The organism is Streptomyces cylindrosporus, from assembly GCF_022698165.1.
GTDB classification, from domain to species: domain Bacteria; phylum Actinomycetota; class Actinomycetes; order Streptomycetales; family Streptomycetaceae; genus Streptomyces; species Streptomyces cylindrosporus.
The window spans coordinates 72,892-90,356 of record NZ_JALDAY010000002.1 but is presented as its reverse complement, the minus strand read 5'-3'; the positions used below and the strand labels follow the sequence as shown (position 1 = coordinate 90,356).

The window sequence follows — 17,465 nt, the reverse complement described above, 5'->3', positions numbered from 1 at the left end:
ACTGGATTGGACTGGACTGATGAAGAGATGAATGAGTCTTCATGTGTTCCTGTATGGTGAATCGGTGACCTCGACGCTCACCGCACCGCCCGCCGACCCGACCGCACCCACCGCGGACGCCCGCGGCACTCGCCGCCGCACCCGGACGCTCGCGCTCCCCGAGGTGCGCTGGGCCGCCGCGGCCACCGCCTGCTTCCTGCTCGCGCTGCCGCTCCAGCTCACCGGGCAGTCGGCCTGGCTCTGGGGGCCGCTGTACGCGCTCGCGTACGTCACCGGGGGATGGGAGCCGGGCTGGGAGGGCCTGAAGGCGCTGGCCGGCCGGACCCTCGACGTCGACCTGCTGATGGTCGTCGCCGCGCTCGGCGCCGCCGCCATCGGCCAGGTCATGGACGGTGCTCTGCTGATCGTCATCTTCGCGACCTCGGGTGCCCTGGAGGCGCTGGCCACGGCCCGGACCGCCGACTCGGTGCGCGGCCTGCTCGACCTGGCCCTGGCCACGGCGAGCCGACTCGCGCCGGACGGCTCCGAACAGGCCGTTCCGGTCGAGGAGTTGACGGTCGGCGACACGATTCTCGTACGGCCGGGAGAGCGCGTCGGTGCCGACGGGCGGGTGCTGGACGGGGCGAGCGAGGTCGACCAGGCGACCATCACCGGCGAACCGCTGCCGGTCGCCAAGGAGGTCGGTGACGAGGTGTTCGCGGGGACCGTCAACGGCACGGGCGCGCTGCGGGTCCGTGTCGAGCGGGACGCCTCCGACTCGGTGATCGCCCGGATCGTGCGCATGGTCGAGGAGGCGTCGGAGACCAAGGCGCCCACGCAGCTGTTCATCGAGAAGGTCGAACAGCGTTACTCCCTGGGCATGGTGGCGGCGACCCTCGCGGTGTTCGTGATCCCGCTCCTGTTCGGCGAGGAGCTGACGGCCGCCCTGCTGCGGGCGATGACCTTCATGATCGTGGCCTCGCCCTGCGCGGTCGTGCTCGCCACCATGCCCCCGCTCCTGTCGGCCATTGCCAACGCCGGCCGGCATGGGGTGCTCGTCAAGTCGGCGGTGGTGATGGAGCGGCTGGGTCAGGTCGACGCGGTGGCCCTGGACAAGACCGGCACGCTGACGGAGGGCGTGCCGAGGGTGACGGACGTACGACCACTGCCCGGATCCGGCGTGGGGGAGCGGGAGTTGACGATCCTGGCGGCGGCGGCCGAGCACGCGAGCGAGCATCCGCTGGCGCGTGCCGTGGTCGCGGCGGCCCACGAACGGGGCCTGCCGGTGCCACCGGCCAGGGACTTCGAATCGACGCCCGGTGTGGGGGTGACGGCGACGGTGAACGGATGCCGGGTGTCGGTCGGAGCGCCTACGCGACTACTCACGGCAACCGGGCAAGGAACAGCGCGCGACACCACCACCGAACAGCCACCCGCCGACGCCACAGACCGAGTGTGCGCCGTGGCCGATCCGATCGGACGAGCGGTCGCCTGCGCCGCCGATTCCGCTCAGACGCCCGCCACCGACCCGGCGGGGCGAGCGGCAGCCGTGGCCGCCGATTCCGCTCAGGCGCCCGCCGTCGCCCGCCCCGCCGAGCGAACGGGCACTTCCGCCGCCGGCATCGCGCAAGCGCCCGCCCTCGCCGATGTCACCGGACAAGCGCCCGCCCCCGCCCACGCCACCGCACAAGCCGCCGACCTCGCCGCCGAGTTGGAGCAGGGTGGTCGTACCGCCGTGCTCGTCCTGGTCGACGGTGTTCCCGTCGGGGTCCTGGGGCTTGCCGATCGGTTGCGGGTGGGGGCCGGTGTCGCCGTGGCGGCCCTCGGCGCGCTCACCGGGCGTACCCCTGTGCTGCTGACCGGTGACAATCCGCGCGCCGCCGCGCGGCTGGCCGCCGAGGTCGGGATCGAGGACGTGCGGGCCGGGCTGCTGCCGCAGGGCAAGGTGGGCGCGGTGGGGGAGCTGGAGCGTGCCGGGCGCAAGGTGCTCGTGGTCGGGGACGGGGTCAACGACGCGCCGGCCCTCGCCGCCGCCCACACCGGCGTCGCCATGGGCCGCGCGGGATCCGACCTGGCGTTGGAGACCGCCGACGCGGTGATCGTGCGCGACGAACTCGCCACCGTGCCCGCCGTGATCGCCCTCTCCCGCCGCGCCCGGCGCCTGGTCGTGCAGAACCTCGTGGTCGCCGGCGTGTTCATCGCCGGCCTCGTCGCCTGGGACCTCGCCGGCACCCTGCCCCTGCCGCTCGGCGTCGCCGGGCACGAGGGCTCGACCGTGCTCGTCGGCCTCAACGGCCTGCGGCTGCTGCGGGAAGCGGCCTGGACGCGCGCCGCGGACCTCAGGGCCTGACCCGCCGAACCTCCGCCTGCACGGCCACTCACTCCCGCGGCCGCGCCCCCGGACCCGGCCGTACCGTGACCTCCCGCGGGGAGAGCGCGGCATGCTCCTCGACGCACTCGACCACGACCCGCACCGCCGAGCCGCAGTCGCTGTGCCGGATGTCCAGCATCGGACCCTCGGGACTGCCCACGTACGTCTCGCCCCACTGCCGCAGCGCGACGATGACCGGCCACAGATCGCGGCCCTTGCCGGTCAGCCGGTACTCCTGCCGGGTCCGGCTGCCCTCCTCCTGATAGGGAACCGTCTTCAGGATCCCGGCCGCGACCAACTTGCGCAGCCGGTCGGCGAGGACCGCCTCCGAGAGCCCCACATGCCGGCGCAGATCGTCGAAGCGGCGCACCCCGTTGAAGGCGTCCCGCAGGATCAGCAGCGTCCACTTCTCGCCGACGAGGTCGAGCGTGCGCTGGACCGTGCAGTTCTCGGTGCTCATCTCCAGCCACTTCATGCCGTCATGGTAGGGACGGCCACCTGGCTTTGTCATTGACAGTCAGCCTCCGACCGAGCTAGCTTCGAAAAACATAGCCAGGATGCCACGGAAGGAAGCGCGGGCGCATGGGACGGTCTCGTACGTACGACTGGCAGGACCCCTCGATCTCGGCGTCCGCCGTCGGACAGGGCTCGGGCCTGGACTTCCTCCGGGAGATCCTGGCCGGACGGCTGCCCGCCCCGCCCATCGCCGCCACGCTCGGCATGGACCTCGACGAGGTCGACCACGGGCACGCGGTGTTCTCGCTGACGCCGGGGGAGGAGCACTACAACCCCATCGGCAGCGTGCACGGCGGTATCTACGCGACGATGCTCGACTCGGCGGCCGGCTGCGCGGTCCAGTCGACCCTGCCGCAGGGCATGGGCTACACCTCGCTGGACCTGGCCGTGAAGTTCCTGCGTCCGGTCAAGGCCGACATGGGCAAGGTCCGTGCCGTGGGCAGCGTGCTGAGCAGCGGCCGCCGTACCGCACTGGCGGAGGCGCGACTGCTCGACGAGGCGGACCGCCTCCTCGCCCACGCCACCAGCACCTGCATGCTGTTCCCGATCCCGGCCGCCTGAACCCGGTCCGCATCGAGCCCCCCCTTGACGCGGACCTGCGGCGCTTCCGTGCCTTACCCGGACCTTCCCGCGCGGAAATCCCGCCGTAACGCGGGGTCTGTCTACTGATATGCAACCTTGATTCCTGTCAGTGGACACCCCTCGGGAGGCCCCCATGACGACCGACCTGGCCGAGCTGGTCCGGGACGACGGCATCGAGTTCGTGCTCGCCGTCTTCGTCGACCTCACCGGCAAGCCGTGCGCCAAGCTCGTCCCGGCCCAGGCCGTCGAGGAACTCCGCGACGAGGGCGTCGGGTTCGCCGGATTCGCGGCCGGCGCGCTCGGCCAGCAGCCCAGCGACCCGGACGTCATCGCCCGGCCGGACGCCCGCTCGTACACGCCGGTCCCCTTCGTCAAGCCCGGCCTCGCGCTCGTGCACTGCGACCCGCACGTGGAGGGCGAACCCTGGCCGTACGCCCCGCGCGTCATCCTGCGCCGGCTGCTGGAGCGGGCCGCGGAGCGGGGGCTTTCGCTCTCCGTGGGCGCCGAGGTCGAGTACTTCCTGGTCAACCGCGACGAACACGGCGTGCTCAGCGTCGCCGACGGCAGGGACACGGCGGCCCGGCCGTGTTACGACGCCCGCGGCCTGACCCGGATGTACGACCACCTCACCGCCGTGTCCAGCGCCATGAACACCCTCGGCTGGGGCAACTACGCCAACGACCACGAGGACGGCAACGGCCAGTTCGAGCAGAACTTCCGGCATGCCGACGCCCTCACCACCGCCGACCGGGTCATCACCATGCGGTACTTGGTGTCGGTGCTGGCCGAACAGCGGGGCATGACCGCCACGTTCATGCCGAAGCCGTTCACCGACCGCACCGGCACCGGCATGCACCTGCACATGTCGCTGTGGCGCGGCGAGGAACCCGCCTTCCCCGACACGGCCGACGACCGCGGCCTCGGCCTCTCCCCGCTCGCCTACTCCTTCGTCGCCGGCATCGTCGAGCACGCCCGGGCCCTCCAGGCCGTCATCGCGCCGACGGTCAACTCGTACAAGCGCACCGGCGCGGTCTCCACCCGCTCCGGCGCCACCTGGTCGCCACGCCTGGCGAGTTACGGCGGCAACGACCGCACCCACTTCGTCCGCGTCCCCGACGGCAACCGCATCGAACTGCGCGGCGGGGACGGCGCCGCGAACCCCTACCTCGCCGCTGCCGCCGCCCTCGCCGCAGGTCTCGACGGCATCGAACGCGGCCTCGACCCGGGCGAACCCGGCGCCGCGGGCAAGGGCCCGGAACTCCCGCCGACCCTGCTCCACGCCGTCGAGGCGCTCCAGGCGGACGACGTGGTCAGCGGCGCGCTGGACGCGGCGGGCACCGGAGTGAGCGCGTACTTCGCCGACCTCAAGCGCGAGGAGTTCTTCGACTGGCACGCCACGGTCGGCCCCTGGGAGCTCGACCGCTATCTCACCGCGTTCTGAAGGGACTTGGGATGTGCGGAATCGTGGGGCTGCATCTGCGCGAGCCCTCACTGGAACCCCGGCTCGGTGAGCTGCTGACCGCGATGCTGGGCCAAGTCGTCGAACGCGGGCCCGACTCGGCCGGTGTAGCGGTCTACGGCGACCCCCGCCTCTCCCCGCCGGGACGGATCGTCGTGTCGCTGCTGGGCACCTCGAAGGCCGAGGTGGAAGCCGCCCTGCCAGGCGTACGGGCCTACGACGCCGACGCCACGACCGTGGCGCACACGGACGCCGCCTCGGTCGCCGCCGCGCTTCCCGGCGCCAGGGTGATCGGCACCGGTGAGGGGTTCGCCGTGCTCAAGGGCACCGGGAACCCCGCCGCGCTGGCCGAGTCCTTCGGGCTGGCCGGTGTCAGCGGCTGGCAGGGCGTCGGACACACCCGGATGGCAACGGAGTCGGCGGTCACCCCCGAAGGCGCCCACCCCTTCTCCGTCGGCCCCGGTCAATGCCTCGTGCACAACGGCTCCTTCGCCAACCACGCCACCATCCGGCGTGAACTGCGCGCCCAGGGCATCGAGTTCGACAGCGAGAACGACTCCGAGGTCGGCGCCCGCTTCGTCGCCCACCAGCTGGAGCGGGGCGCCGACCCGGAGAAGGCGCTGCGGCTGCTGTGCGAGCGGTTCGACGGCTTCTACACCCTGTTGGTGTCCACGAGCGACTCCTTCGCGGTCGTCCGGGACGCCATCGCCTGCAAGCCGGCCCTCGTCGCCGAGACCGACGCATGGGTGGCGATGGCCTCCGAGTACCGGGCGCTGGACGTCCTGCCCGGGATCGAGGACGCCCGCATCTTCGAACCCGAGCCGGAAGAGGTGTACGTATGGCGACGCTGATCGACCTGGCCACCACGCCCGTACGGGAGCTCAACCAGGCCCTGCACGCGCCCGAGGCCACGGCTTGGCGCGTGCTCAACCCGCGCGGCGCGCACGCCGTGGCCTGCGGCATCCGCGAGGACCTCGCCGTCGACATCGAGGGCCATGTCGGCTACTACTGCGCCGGCATGAACCAGCGCGCCACCGTCACCGTCCACGGCAACGCGGGCACCGGGGTCGCCGAGAACATGATGTCCGGCACGGTCCGCGTGCGCGGCAACGCCTCGCAGTCGGCCGGCGCCACCGCCCACGGGGGTCTGCTGGTGATCGACGGGGACGCCTCGGCGCGGTGCGGGATCTCCATGAAGGGCGTGGACATCGTCGTCGGCGGAAACGTCGGTCACATGAGCGCGTTCATGGGGCAGGCCGGACGGCTGGTCGTGTGCGGGGACGCGGGAGACGCGCTCGGCGACTCGCTCTACGAGGCCCGCCTCTACGTCCGCGGCACGGTGAAGTCCCTGGGCGCGGACTGCGTGGAGAAGGAGATGCGGCCCGAACACCTCGCCGAACTCGCCGAGTTGCTGAAGGCGGCCGAGCGGGACGAGGACCCGGCCGGGTTCCGGCGCTACGGCTCGGCCCGGAAGCTGTACCACTTCAAGGTCGACAACACGACGGCGTACTGAGGGAGTTCGACGCACATGGAACCCGCATCCCACGGCCTGCGCGAGTCGGCCACCTTCGACCGCGCCACCATCCACGCCATCCAGCGCGCCGCCGAGACCGGCGTCTACGACATCCGCGGCTGGGGTGCCAAGCGGAAACTCCCGCACTTCGACGACCTGTTGCTGCTCGGTGCCTCCATGTCCCGCTATCCGCTGGAGGGTTACCGGGAGCGCTGCGACACGGACGTCGTCCTCGGCACCCGGCACGCAAGACACCCCCTGCGCCTGGCCACCCCCGTCACCATCGCCGGCATGAGCTTCGGCGCCCTCTCCGCCCAGGCCAAGGAGGCCCTCGGCCGGGGCGCCAGCGAGGTCGGGACGTCCACCACCACCGGCGACGGCGGCATGACCCCGGAGGAGCGCGGCCACTCCAAGCACCTCGTGTACCAGTACCTGCCGTCCCGCTACGGCATGAACCCCGACGACCTGCGCAAGGCCGACGCCATCGAGGTGGTCCTCGGGCAGGGCGCCAAGCCCGGCGGCGGAGGCATGCTGCTCGGGCAGAAGATCACCGAGCGGGTCGCCGGCATGCGGACGCTCCCCGTCGGCATCGACCAGCGCAGCGCCTGCCGCCACCCCGACTGGACCGGCCCCGACGACCTCGCCATCAAGATCCTGGAGCTGCGGGAGATCACGGACTGGGAGAAACCGGTCTATGTGAAGGTCGGTGCGACCCGGACGTACTACGACGTGAAGCTCGCCGTGCACGCCGGTGCGGACGTCGTGGTCGTCGACGGCATGCAGGGCGGCACGGCCGCCACCCAGGACGTCTTCATCGAGCACGTCGGCATCCCGACCCTGGCCGCGCTGCCCCAAGCCGTGCGGGCGCTCCAGGAGTTGGGGGTGCACCGGGAGGTCCAGCTGATCGTCTCCGGCGGCATCCGCGGCGGCGCCGACATGGCGAAGGCGCTCGCCCTGGGCGCGGACGCCGTCGCCATCGGTACGGCGGCGCTCATCGCGCTCGGCGACAACCACCCCCGGTACGACGCCGAGTACCGTCGACTGGGCTCCGCCGCAGGGTACTTCGACGACTACCAGGACGGCCGCGACCCCGCCGGCATCTCCACCCAGGACGCGGAACTGGCCGCCCGCCTCGACCCCGTCGACGCCGGCCGCCGCCTCGCCAACTTCCTCCGCGTGATGACCATGGAGGCCCAGACCCTCGCCCGCGCCTGCGGCAAGGCACACCTGCTGCACCTGGAGCCGGAGGACCTGGTCGCCCTTACCATCGAGTCCGCGGCCATGGCCCGCGTCCCGCTCGCGGGCACCAACTGGATCCCCGGGGAGGGCCTGTGATCGCAGTCGTGGGTGCCGGACTGATGGGCGCGGCCACCGCCTGGCAACTCGCCCGCCGCGGCCACGAGGTCACGCTGATCGAGGCCTACGAGATCGGCCACAAATACGGCAGCTCGCACGGCAGTTCACGGATCTTCCGTCGGGTGTACGGCGAGAAGCTCTATGTGGACCTGACCGGACAGGCCCACGAGCTGTGGCGCGAGCTGGAGCACGACAGCTCGACTCCCTTGCTGCGCACCACCGGTGGCCTCGACTTCGGGGCGGGACGCGACCCCCAGGGACTCTCCGAAGTGCTGCGCGAGGCCGGAGTCAGCCGTGAACTCCTGAGCGCCGAAGCCGCGTCGGAGCGCTGGCCGTACATCACCTTCGACGGGCCGGTCCTGTACCAGGCGGACGCGGGAGTGATCGACGCCGACCGGACGATCGCCGCGTGTGTACGACGGGCCGTCGAACTCGGCGCGGACCTGTGGACCGGCGTCCGCGTCACCGGGTTCGACGTGGGCGAGAAGGTGCTGCTGCGCACGGACGACGGCCGTGAACTCACCGCCGACACCGTGGTGGTCGCGGCCGGCGCCTGGCTGCCGGAGCTGCAACTGCCCGTAAAACTGCCGGAGTTGACCGTCACCCAGCAGCAGGTCTTCCACTACCCGCAGCGGGAGCCGTCGGTGCGGTGGCCGACCCTGGTCTTCAAGGACGAGGACATGCAGATCTACGGCCTGCCGTCCGGCAGTGACGGCGGCCCGCTGCCCGCCGTCAAGGTCGCCGAGCACGGCAACGGCATCCGCACCTCGGCCAGTACCCGCACGGGCCTCGTCGACCCGGAGTCGCGCACCCGCGTGAACGGTTTCGTCCGGGACCGCCTCCCGGGCCTCGACCCCACCCCGGTCGCGGAGGCGACCTGCCTCTACACCACCGACCTCCACGACGACTTCGTCCTCGACCGGCACGGCCCCCTCGTCATCGTCTCGCCCTGCTCCGGCCAGGGCGCCAAGTTCACCCCCCTCATCGGCGAGATGGCCGCCGACCTCGCCACCGGCCGCGCCGAGAGCCACCCCCGCTTCCGGCTGGTGCGCCCGGCATAGGATGCGCCGGTGACCGAGCAGCACACAGAGGACGACGACAAGGCCCTGGAACGCATCATCGCCGTCCGGGCCCGCGAGTACCGCCAGGCCGCCGGGCTCTCGGTCGGCGAGATGGCGCAGCGCGTCGGCATCTCCAAGGCCATGCTGTCGAAGATCGAGAACGCCCAGACCGCGTGCAGCCTCACCACGCTCTCCCGGCTCGCCCGCGGCCTGGACGTCCCCGTCACCGCCCTGTTCCGCGGCATGGACGACGAACGCGAGGCCGTCTTCGTCCCCGCCGGCCACGGCGCCCGGATCGTCCGGCGGGGCACCCGGGTGGGTCACGAGTACGCCCAGCTCGGCTCCCTGCGCGGCGCCCACAAGCGGATGGACGCCCTCCTGGTCACCCTCACCGAGGAGAGCGAGGTCTTCCCGCTCTTCCAGCACGCCGGCACCGAGATCATCTACATGCTGGAGGGCGAGATGGTCTACGGCCACGGCAAGTCCAGCTACACCCTGCGCCCCGGCGACGCCCTCCAGTTCGACGGCGAGGCCCCGCACGGCCCCGAGACCCTCGTCGAGCTCCCCATCCGCTTCCTCACGGTGACGGCCTTCGGCGACAGCCCGCACCACTGAAACCCGCTACCCATGGGCACCGGGCAGGGAGGCAACCCCTCCGCCACTCAGCCATTGCGGGTACGTCCCCGGCACCCGAGGCTGGGAGCAGCGCAGGGCCACGAGGAGGCGGCGATGGTGGCGGACAGCGGTGCGACGGGCGCCGAACAGCAGCGGCTCGCGGAAGCCGACACGGACCGGGCGCTCTGGCGCCGCTGGGGCCCCTACCTCAGCGAACGCCAGTGGGGGACCGTCCGGGAGGACTACAGCACGAACGGCGACGCCTGGTCGTACTTCACCCACGACCAGGCCCGCTCCCGCGCCTACCGCTGGGGCGAGGACGGCATCGCCGGCGTCAGCGACGACAAGCAGCGGCTCTGCTTCTCCCTGGCCCTGTGGAACGGCCGCGACCCGATCCTCAAGGAGCGGATGTTCGGCCTGACCAACCAGGAGGGCAACCACGGCGAGGACGTCAAGGAGTACTACTTCCACCTCGACTCCACGCCGACCCACTCGTACATGAAGTACCTCTACAAGTACCCGCAGGGCGAGTTCCCGTACGCCGACCTGGTGGACACCAACCGCGCCCGCACCCGCCGCGACTTCGAGTACGAACTCCTCGACACCGGGATCTTCGACGAGGACCGCTACTTCGACGTCTTCGTCGAGTACGCCAAGGCCGGCCCCGAGGACCTCCTGATCGAGATCACCGCGCACAACCGGGGCCCCGAGGACGCCACCCTGCACCTGCTGCCGACGCTCTGGTTCCGGCACACCTGGTCCTGGGCCGGCGGCACCGCCGTACCGAAACTCACGAGGACCCCGGACGCCGTCCGCGCCGACCACGAGGAACTCGGCACCCGCTGGCTGTACTGCGACACCGACGCGCCCGCCCTCTTCACCGAGAACGACACCAACAACGAGCGCATCTTCGGCAGCCCGAACCCCACGCCGTACGTCAAGGACGGCATCGACCGCTTCGTCGTCCACGGCGAGACGGGGGCCGTGAATCCGGCGCAGACCGGCACCAAGGTGGCCCTGCACGACACCAGGACCGTCCCGGCGGGCGAGAGCGTGACCGTCCGGCTGCGGCTGGCCGACACCGAACTCGCCGACCCCTGGGGTGAGTTCGGTCCGACGATGGACACCCGCCGCACCGAGGCCGACGAGTTCTTCGAGACCGTCGTACCGGACGGGATGAGCGAGGACGAGCGGCGCGTGGTGCGCCAGGCGCTCGCCGGGATGCTGTGGAGCAAGCAGTACTACTACCTCGACGTCGAACGCTGGCTGGAGGAACACGGCGTCGACCCGCTCGGCGTGGACCCGCGCGTGCGCAACAGCGCCTGGTACCACATGGTCAACGACGAGGTCATGTCGATGCCCGACACCTGGGAGTACCCCTGGTTCGCGGCCTGGGACCTCGCCTTCCACTCCGTCGCCCTGGCCATGGTCGACATCGGCTTCGCCAAGTCCCAGCTGGAGGTGCTGCTGCGCCGCCTCTATCTGCACCCCAACGGCCAGATCCCGGCGTACGAATGGAACTTCGGCGACGTCAACCCGCCCGTGCACGCCTGGGCCACCCTCTTCGTCTACGAACTGGAGAAGCACCGCACCGGCCGGGGCGACCGCGCCTTCCTGGAGAACTCCTTCCAGAAGCTGATGAAGAACTTCACCTGGTGGCTCAACCGCAAGGACGTCGACGGCAACAACGTCTTCCAGGGCGGCTTCCTCGGCCTCGACAACATCGGCGTCTTCGACCGCAGCGCCCCGCTGCCCACCGGCGGCCACATCGACCAGGCCGACGGCACCGCGTGGATGGCGCTGTACTGCCAGAACCTGCTGGAGATGGCGATCGAACTCGCCGTCGACAACCCGGTCTACGTCGAGCAGGCGCAGACCCTCTTCGAGCACTTCGCGTGGATCGCGGTCGCCACGGGCCGCATGGGCAAGGACAACGAGAGCCTGTGGGACGAGGAGGACGGCTTCTTCTACGACGTCCTGCGGCTGCCCGACGGCAGCGCGACCAGGCTCAAGGTGCGCTCCCTGGTCGGACTGATCCCGCTCGCCGCGACCAGTGTGGTCGGCGCCTGGATCGACCGCCGCTTCCCCGAACTCGCCGCCGGCGCCAAGGAGTTCGTGGAGCGGCATCCGGCCGTCGCGGCCATAGTCTCCTCCCGGGAGGGCCTTGGCCCCGGCGTCGCCGGACGGCACCTGTTCGCCCTGTTCGGCGAGGACAGGCTGCGGCGGGTGCTGTCCCGGATGCTCGACGAGGACGAGTTCCTCGGCCCGCACGGCATCCGCTCGCTGTCCCGCTACCATGCCGAGCACCCGTACACCTTCGAGGTGCACGGCGAGACGTTCGGCGTCGGCTATCTGCCCGCCGAGTCCGACTCGGGCATGTTCGGCGGCAACTCCAACTGGCGCGGCCCGGTGTGGTTCCCGGTCAACGTCCTGCTGATCCGTGCCCTGCTGAACCTGCACGCCTACCACGGCGAGGACTTCCGGGTGGAGTGCCCGACCGGCTCCGGCCGGCACCTCAACCTCTACGAGGTCGCCCGCGAGATCGCCGACCGGCTCACCTCCACCTTCCTCAGCGGCCCCGACGGCCACCGCCCGGTCCACGGCGCACAGGCCAAGTTCGCCAAGGACCCGCACTGGAAGGACCTGATCCTCTTCTACGAGTACTTCCACGGCGACGACGGCGCCGGACTCGGCGCCTCCCACCAGACCGGCTGGACCGGCCTGGCCGCGGCCACCGCGACCCTGTTCCGCCTGGTCGGCTCCGGAGACTGGGGCGCACTGCGTGAGGAGCCCCTGTCATGACGGTGATCTACGAGATCAACACCCTGGTCTGGCTGGGGGAGTTGAGCGGACGGTACGGCCGCCCGGTCACCCTCGGCGACGTCCCCGGCGAGGTCTGGGACGAGGTCGCCCGGCCCGGCCTGGACACGGTCTGGCTGATGGGCGTGTGGGAACGCAGCCCCGCCGGACTCCGGATCGCCCTGCGCGACGAGTCCCTGCTGGCCTCCTTCCGCGCGGCCCTGCCCGACCTCACCGAGGCGGACATCACCGGATCCGCCTACTGCGTACGCGACTACACGGTCGCCAAGAACCTCGGCGGCCCGGCCGGGCTCGCCGAGGCCCGCGCCCAACTCGCCGCGCGAGGGATGAAGTTGATCCTCGACTACGTCCCCAACCACATCGCCCCCGACCACCCCTGGCTCACCGACCGCCCCGACTGCCTGATCCGGGGCACCGCCGAGAACCTGGCCCGCACGCCCGGCGCCTTCGTCGAGACGGGCGGACGGATCTACGCCAACGGCCGCGACCCGTACTTCGCCCCCTGGCAGGACGTCGTCCAACTCAACGCCTTCAGCGAGGAGTTGCGCACCGCGACCGTCGACACCCTCGTCTCCATCGGCGACCAGGCGGACGGCGTGCGCTGCGACATGGCGATGCTGCTCATGAACGACGTGTTCGCCAAGACCTGGGGCGACCGGGCGGGTTCCCCTCCAGCCGAGGACTTCTGGCCGTACGTGATCCCCCGCGTCCGCGAGCGCCACCCCGACCTCCTGTTCGTCGCGGAGGCTTACTGGGACCTCGAATGGGCCCTCCAGCACCAGGGCTTCGACCACTGCTACGACAAGCGCCTCTACGACCGCCTCCTGCACGAGGGCGCCGAGCCGGTCCGCGCCCACCTCCAGGCCGACCTTGCCTACCAGCGCGGCCTGGTCCGCTTCCTGGAGAACCACGACGAGCCGCGCGCCGCCGCCACCCTCCCCGGCGAGCGGCAGTACGCGGCGGCCGTCGCCGTCGCCACCCTGCCCGGCGCCACCCTCTGGCACGAGGGCCAGTTCGAGGGTCGCAAGGTTCGCCCACCGGTGTTCCTCGCCCGCCGGCCGCAGGAACCCGTCGACGAACAACTCCGGGAGTTCTACAGCCGGTTGCTCCCGGCCGCCGCCCGCGTGCGCGACGGCGACTGGCAGCTGCTGGCCACCACCGGCTGGCCGGACAACGACACCCACCGCAATCTGCTCGCCTGGACCTGGACCGGCACCCGCCACCTTGTGATCGTCAACGACTCCGACGCCCCGGCCCAGGGACAGCTCCCCCTGCCCTGGCCCGATCTCGCGGGCCGCCCGTGCCGGCTCACCGACCTGCTCACGGACCGGACGTACGACCGCGACGGCGACACCCTGCTCACCCCCGGCCTCTTCGTCGACCTGCCCGCCCGCCACTCCCACGTGCTGGCCCTGACCTGAAAGACGGCCGTGGTAGACAGCGACCATGACCTACGCACACACGGCCGGCGGTACCCGATGACCGCCGGCGCCGACACCCCGGACCGCCGCGGCCGCACCGGCCTGGACCGCACCGGCCTCGACCTGACCGGCAACCCCCGCGTGCGGGTGCGGGAGGTGAAGCTGCTCTCCAGCCACTGGTACGTGGAGCGCGCCACCACCTTCGACCTCCAGCGCTCCGACGGCACCTGGTCCACCCAGCAGCGCGAGACGCACGACCGCGGCAACGGCGCCACCATGCTCCTGTACGACCCCGAACGCGAAACCGTCCTGCTCACCCGGCAGTTCCGCTACCCGGTCTACGTCAACGGCCACCCCGACGGCATGCTGGTCGAGACGCCCGGCGGACTCCTCGACGACGATGACGAGCACCCCGAACTCGCCGTACGGCGCGAGGTGGTGGAGGAGACCGGGCACACCATCGGCGAGGTCGAACACGTCTTCGACGTCTACATGAGCCCCGGTTCCGTCACCGAACGCATCAGCTTCTACGCCGCCGCCTACGGCCCCTCGACCCGCACCCACGAGGGCGGCGGCCTCGACGAGGAGGGCGAGGACATCGAGATCGTCGAACTGCCCTTCCGCCGGGCCCTGGAGATGATCCGCACCGGGGAGATCAACGACGCCAAGACGATCATGCTGCTCCAGTGGGCCGCCCTGGAGGGTCCCTTCGCGAAGGCTTGACCTGGAGCGCACTTCAAGATGAAGACTCCTGTTCGTGCCCGGAAGCCCGGGCGCGAACGGAGGGACACCCATGAAGTACCGCACCATCGGAACCGCCCCGGAAAGCCGCCGCGAGGTCAGCGTGCTCGCCCTCGGCGCCATGCTCTTCGGCTCCCGCACGGACGAGAAGACCTCCTTCGCCATCCTCGACCGGTACGTCGAGGCGGGCGGCAACTTCATCGACACGTCCGACAACTACGCCTTCTGGGTCGACGGAGGCCAGGGCGGCCAGAGCGAGGAACTCCTCGGCCGCTGGCGGCGCAGCCGCGGCGTCGGCGACGAGATCGTCATCGCCACCAAGCTCGGCGCCCGCCCCCTCGCCCCCGGTACCAGCTACATCGACAACCCCGAGGGCCTGTCCGCCAAGGTCATCCGCGAGTCCGCCGAGCGCAGCCGCGAACGCCTCGGCGTCGACAAGCTCGACCTGCTCTACGCCCACATCGACGACCCGACCGTCCCCCAGCGCGAGACCGTCGAGGGCTTCGCCGAACTCGTCGCCGAGGGCACGGTCGGCCTGCTCGGCGTCAGCAACCAGGCCATGTGGCGGGTCGAGCGGGCCCGCGCCATCGCCGCCGCGGCCGGACTGCCCGGCTACGAGGTGCTCCAGTACGCCCACAGCCATCTGCGGCCCCGCCTCGACGTGCCCGACGACATGTTCCCCGACGGCAGCCTCGGCCACGCGGGCCCCGAACTGCTCGGCTACCTGCGCGCCGAACCCGCCCTGACCCTGGTCGCCTACTCGCCGCTCCTGAGGGGCGCCTACACCCACCCGGACCGGCTGCCCGCGGACTTCGACCACCCCGGCACCCCGCCCCGCCTGGCCGCGCTGCACGAGGTGGCGCGGGAGACCGGCGCCACGGTCAACCAGGTCGTACTGGCCTGGCAGTCGGGCGGCGAGCTGCCGATCATCCCGCTCGCCGGGGGATCCTCGGTGGCCCAGCTGGAGGAGAACCTCGCCGGAGCGGACCTGGAGCTCACCGCGGATCAGCGGGCCCGGCTGGACGCGGCCCACTGACCGGGAACGGCCGTACGACTGTCCGAAGCCTAGAAATCACCTTCGACCGGTGAACGCTTTCCGCCGTGAAGGCGTCTCCCAAATGGGGGCGAGCCGCACCGTACCCGGCCAAGGGCGGTGCGGTGGTGGGCGACAGACGGGGGAACCTTGTTTCACGAACAGCGGCGCAAGGGGCCGCGCGAGGTGCTGTGGCAGGTGCTGCTGTTCGTCGGGCGCACGCTGCGCGGCGAGTGGTACGGCATCGTCGTCGACCCGGTGCGGCAACTGCGCCGGCGCGGCCCGTCCGCGCTGTTCCTGGCGTTCCTGGCCGCCTTCGGGGTCATCTTCTTCCACGCGATCGCCCAGCACCCGGCGGGCGCCGTCGCCGTACGGCTGCTCGGCGGCGTCTACGCCGACCTGCCGCTGTGGCTGGCCCTGCTGCGCACCCCGGTCTCGCTGTACGTCCCGGCCCTGGACCTGCCGGTGTGGGCCGGCATCACCCAGCTCTTCCTCGCGTTCGCACTGGCCGAACTCGTGCTCGGCCGGGCCCGGACCCTCGCCGTCTCCTACGTCACCACCCTGGCCGGCACCCTCACCGTGCGGGTGATGCTCGCCATCGGCCCGGGCTGGCACGGCGTGGGCCTGCCGCCCGAGATCGGCCAGGTCCTCGACACCGGCCCGTCCGCCGCGGTCGTCGGCCTCTTCACCTACATCTCGGTCGTCCGGCGCGCCCCCGTCGTCTTCACGCTCACCGGCGGCTCGATGGTCTGGGAGTCCATCGCCGTACCCAACCTGGCCGGCCGCGAGCACCTGATAGCGGTCGCCGCCGCGATCGTCCTCGGCCTGCTGCACGGCCGCGTCCGCTGGTGGCCGGCCACCGAGCAGTCCGCGACGCCGGACCCGCGCCCGGTCGCACCGGTCCCGGAACCCCCGAGCCCCCAGCTGTGCCGCGCCCAGGCCCTGCGGGGCATCGGGCCCCACCCATGACCTCGGACCGCATCCATAACTTGCGGGCCGCGACCGCCGAGGACACGCGCGCCCGGACCCTCCCTGCGGCACCATCGATCCTGTCCCGCCCCACCGCACCCCGGGAGTTCCCCATGGCCCGCTCCGAAGCCCGCGTCCGCACCGACCGCCCGCACCGCTACGCCAAGCAGCTCGCCTCCCACCTGGGCCGTCGCAGTCGGACCAGCTGGGACGAGGAGAAGGGCGAGGGCGGCATCGTCTTCCAGAACGGCACCGGCACGCTCACCGCGACCGACGGCGCCCTGCTCCTGACGATCGACACGGACGCCGGGAACCTCGATCTGCTGGAGGACGTCGTCGGCCGCCACCTGGTCCGCTTCGGCACCAAGGACGAACTCGTCGTCGAATGGCACCGCGACACCGGCGAACCCGGCAGCGTCCAGCGCAAGCCGGAGGAAGACCCCGCCTGACCTCAGGCCCTCCCGTAGCTCGCGAGCACCGCCGCCCCGGCCCGCTCGGCCGACCGGCACTCCAGCCGCACCGGCGGGCCGCCGGCCGGGAAGAGCCGGGTGCCGGTGCCGAGGACGGTGGGGAAGGTCAGCAGACGGTACTCGTCGACCAGGTCCTCGGCCATCAGGGCGTGCACGACGCTCGGGCTGCCCGTGACGACCACGTCCCGCCGCTCACGCTTGACCGCGTCCACCAGGTCGCCGTCCAGGACCCGCGAGTTGCCCCAGGCCGAGACGTCGGTGAGGGTGCGCGTGGCGACCAGCTTCGGCACGGCGTTCATCCGCGCGGAGAAGGGGTCGGTCCGCCCCGGCCACAGCCGCGAGAACAGCTCCCAGGTGGTGCGGCCCAGCAGCAGCACGCCCTCGTCCAGGGTGGCTCCCAGCCGGAACTTGTCCCCGGCGACCGTCTCCGGCCCGTGCCTAAACGCCCAGCCCCCGCCTGGCGTGCCCGAGGAGCCGTCGGGGTCGCTGACGATCCCGTCCAGGGTGATGAACTCGATGACGATGACACTCATGGCCGGTGTCCTCTCGAATCGGTCGA

Annotated in this window: 16 protein-coding genes; 14 read left to right on the top strand and 2 right to left on the bottom strand. The window is 71.6% G+C overall.

What is annotated here, in order from left to right; translation table 11 throughout:
* Window positions 1-64 precede the first annotated feature (64 nt).
* On the top strand, window positions 65-2,329 hold the full coding sequence (locus MQP27_RS05390; protein WP_242761729.1) for a heavy metal translocating P-type ATPase: 2,265 nt from the start codon (window positions 65-67) through the stop codon (window positions 2,327-2,329).
* Between the two features lie 28 nt (window positions 2,330-2,357).
* Here the strand turns inward: MQP27_RS05390 and MQP27_RS05385 are convergent, their stop codons facing one another.
* Window positions 2,358-2,825 (bottom strand): winged helix-turn-helix transcriptional regulator, encoded by a 468-nt coding sequence (locus tag MQP27_RS05385; RefSeq protein ID WP_242761727.1) that lies wholly within the window; start codon window positions 2,823-2,825, stop codon window positions 2,358-2,360.
* Between the two features lie 107 nt (window positions 2,826-2,932).
* On the opposite strand from MQP27_RS05385, the gene MQP27_RS05380 reads away from it, so the two are divergent.
* From MQP27_RS05380 to MQP27_RS05320, 13 genes are all read left to right on the top strand, one after another.
* Window positions 2,933-3,427, top strand: a complete 495-nt coding sequence (locus tag MQP27_RS05380; protein ID WP_242761725.1) for a PaaI family thioesterase — start codon at window positions 2,933-2,935, stop codon at window positions 3,425-3,427.
* A 154-nt stretch (window positions 3,428-3,581) separates the two neighbouring features.
* Window positions 3,582-4,889 (top strand): type III glutamate--ammonia ligase, encoded by a 1,308-nt coding sequence (glnT, locus tag MQP27_RS05375; RefSeq protein WP_242761723.1) that lies wholly within the window; start codon window positions 3,582-3,584, stop codon window positions 4,887-4,889.
* Window positions 4,890-4,900: 11 nt separating this feature from the next.
* Window positions 4,901-5,758: a class II glutamine amidotransferase domain-containing protein gene (locus MQP27_RS05370; protein WP_242761722.1), complete on the top strand. Its 858-nt coding sequence runs from the start codon at window positions 4,901-4,903 to the stop codon at window positions 5,756-5,758.
* The gene (locus tag MQP27_RS05365; protein ID WP_242761721.1) at window positions 5,746-6,420 is read left to right on the top strand and encodes a GltB/FmdC/FwdC-like GXGXG domain-containing protein; all 675 of its coding nucleotides are present in this window, start codon (window positions 5,746-5,748) and stop codon (window positions 6,418-6,420) included. The genes MQP27_RS05370 and MQP27_RS05365 overlap by 13 nt, the downstream gene beginning before the upstream one ends.
* A gap of 15 nt (window positions 6,421-6,435) precedes the next feature.
* The gene (locus MQP27_RS05360; protein WP_242761720.1) at window positions 6,436-7,755 is read left to right on the top strand and encodes an FMN-binding glutamate synthase family protein; all 1,320 of its coding nucleotides are present in this window, start codon (window positions 6,436-6,438) and stop codon (window positions 7,753-7,755) included.
* Window positions 7,752-8,837, top strand: a complete 1,086-nt coding sequence (locus MQP27_RS05355; protein ID WP_242761719.1) for an FAD-dependent oxidoreductase — start codon at window positions 7,752-7,754, stop codon at window positions 8,835-8,837. Before MQP27_RS05360 ends, MQP27_RS05355 begins: the two co-directional genes overlap by 4 nt.
* A 9-nt stretch (window positions 8,838-8,846) precedes the next feature.
* Window positions 8,847-9,452 carry a helix-turn-helix domain-containing protein gene (locus MQP27_RS05350; protein WP_242761718.1) on the top strand — a complete coding sequence of 202 codons (606 nt, stop codon included), beginning with the start codon at window positions 8,847-8,849 and terminating at the stop codon, window positions 9,450-9,452.
* A 114-nt stretch (window positions 9,453-9,566) separates the two neighbouring features.
* Window positions 9,567-12,254: an MGH1-like glycoside hydrolase domain-containing protein gene (locus MQP27_RS05345; protein WP_242761717.1), complete on the top strand. Its 2,688-nt coding sequence runs from the start codon at window positions 9,567-9,569 to the stop codon at window positions 12,252-12,254.
* Window positions 12,251-13,693 carry an alpha-amylase family protein gene (locus MQP27_RS05340; RefSeq protein ID WP_242761715.1) on the top strand — a complete coding sequence of 481 codons (1,443 nt, stop codon included), beginning with the start codon at window positions 12,251-12,253 and terminating at the stop codon, window positions 13,691-13,693. Before MQP27_RS05345 ends, MQP27_RS05340 begins: the two co-directional genes overlap by 4 nt.
* A 57-nt stretch (window positions 13,694-13,750) precedes the next feature.
* Window positions 13,751-14,416 carry an NUDIX domain-containing protein gene (locus tag MQP27_RS05335; protein ID WP_242761711.1) on the top strand — a complete coding sequence of 222 codons (666 nt, stop codon included), beginning with the start codon at window positions 13,751-13,753 and terminating at the stop codon, window positions 14,414-14,416.
* A 70-nt stretch (window positions 14,417-14,486) separates the two neighbouring features.
* Window positions 14,487-15,470, top strand: a complete 984-nt coding sequence (locus MQP27_RS05330) for an aldo/keto reductase (protein ID WP_242761709.1) — start codon at window positions 14,487-14,489, stop codon at window positions 15,468-15,470.
* Between the two features lie 147 nt (window positions 15,471-15,617).
* Window positions 15,618-16,436, top strand: a complete 819-nt coding sequence (locus MQP27_RS05325; RefSeq protein WP_372511134.1) for a hypothetical protein — start codon at window positions 15,618-15,620, stop codon at window positions 16,434-16,436.
* Window positions 16,437-16,549: 113 nt separating this feature from the next.
* On the top strand, window positions 16,550-16,885 hold the full coding sequence (locus tag MQP27_RS05320) for a DUF2218 domain-containing protein (RefSeq protein ID WP_242761708.1): 336 nt from the start codon (window positions 16,550-16,552) through the stop codon (window positions 16,883-16,885).
* A 2-nt stretch (window positions 16,886-16,887) separates the two neighbouring features.
* Here the strand turns inward: MQP27_RS05320 and MQP27_RS05315 are convergent, their stop codons facing one another.
* Window positions 16,888-17,439, bottom strand: a complete 552-nt coding sequence (locus MQP27_RS05315; protein ID WP_242761707.1) for a dihydrofolate reductase family protein — start codon at window positions 17,437-17,439, stop codon at window positions 16,888-16,890.
* Between the last annotated feature and the right edge of the window lie 26 nt (window positions 17,440-17,465).

What these genes read in the sequence shown, in the direction of transcription:
- MQP27_RS05340 (WP_242761715.1), top strand. Translation starts at nt 12,251, where the DNA reads ATGACGGTGATCTACGAGATCAACACCCTGGTCTGGCTGGGGGAGTTG.
- glnT (WP_242761723.1), top strand. Translation starts at nt 3,582, where the DNA reads ATGACGACCGACCTGGCCGAGCTGGTCCGGGACGACGGCATCGAGTTC.
- MQP27_RS05330 (WP_242761709.1), top strand. Translation starts at nt 14,487, where the DNA reads ATGAAGTACCGCACCATCGGAACCGCCCCGGAAAGCCGCCGCGAGGTC.
- MQP27_RS05345 (WP_242761717.1), top strand. Translation starts at nt 9,567, where the DNA reads ATGGTGGCGGACAGCGGTGCGACGGGCGCCGAACAGCAGCGGCTCGCG.
- MQP27_RS05385 (WP_242761727.1), bottom strand. Translation starts at nt 2,825, where the DNA reads ATGAAGTGGCTGGAGATGAGCACCGAGAACTGCACGGTCCAGCGCACG.
- MQP27_RS05315 (WP_242761707.1), bottom strand. Translation starts at nt 17,439, where the DNA reads ATGAGTGTCATCGTCATCGAGTTCATCACCCTGGACGGGATCGTCAGC.
- MQP27_RS05335 (WP_242761711.1), top strand. Translation starts at nt 13,751, where the DNA reads ATGACCGCCGGCGCCGACACCCCGGACCGCCGCGGCCGCACCGGCCTG.
- MQP27_RS05370 (WP_242761722.1), top strand. Translation starts at nt 4,901, where the DNA reads ATGTGCGGAATCGTGGGGCTGCATCTGCGCGAGCCCTCACTGGAACCC.
- MQP27_RS05380 (WP_242761725.1), top strand. Translation starts at nt 2,933, where the DNA reads ATGGGACGGTCTCGTACGTACGACTGGCAGGACCCCTCGATCTCGGCG.
- MQP27_RS05365 (WP_242761721.1), top strand. Translation starts at nt 5,746, where the DNA reads ATGGCGACGCTGATCGACCTGGCCACCACGCCCGTACGGGAGCTCAAC.
- MQP27_RS05320 (WP_242761708.1), top strand. Translation starts at nt 16,550, where the DNA reads ATGGCCCGCTCCGAAGCCCGCGTCCGCACCGACCGCCCGCACCGCTAC.
- MQP27_RS05360 (WP_242761720.1), top strand. Translation starts at nt 6,436, where the DNA reads ATGGAACCCGCATCCCACGGCCTGCGCGAGTCGGCCACCTTCGACCGC.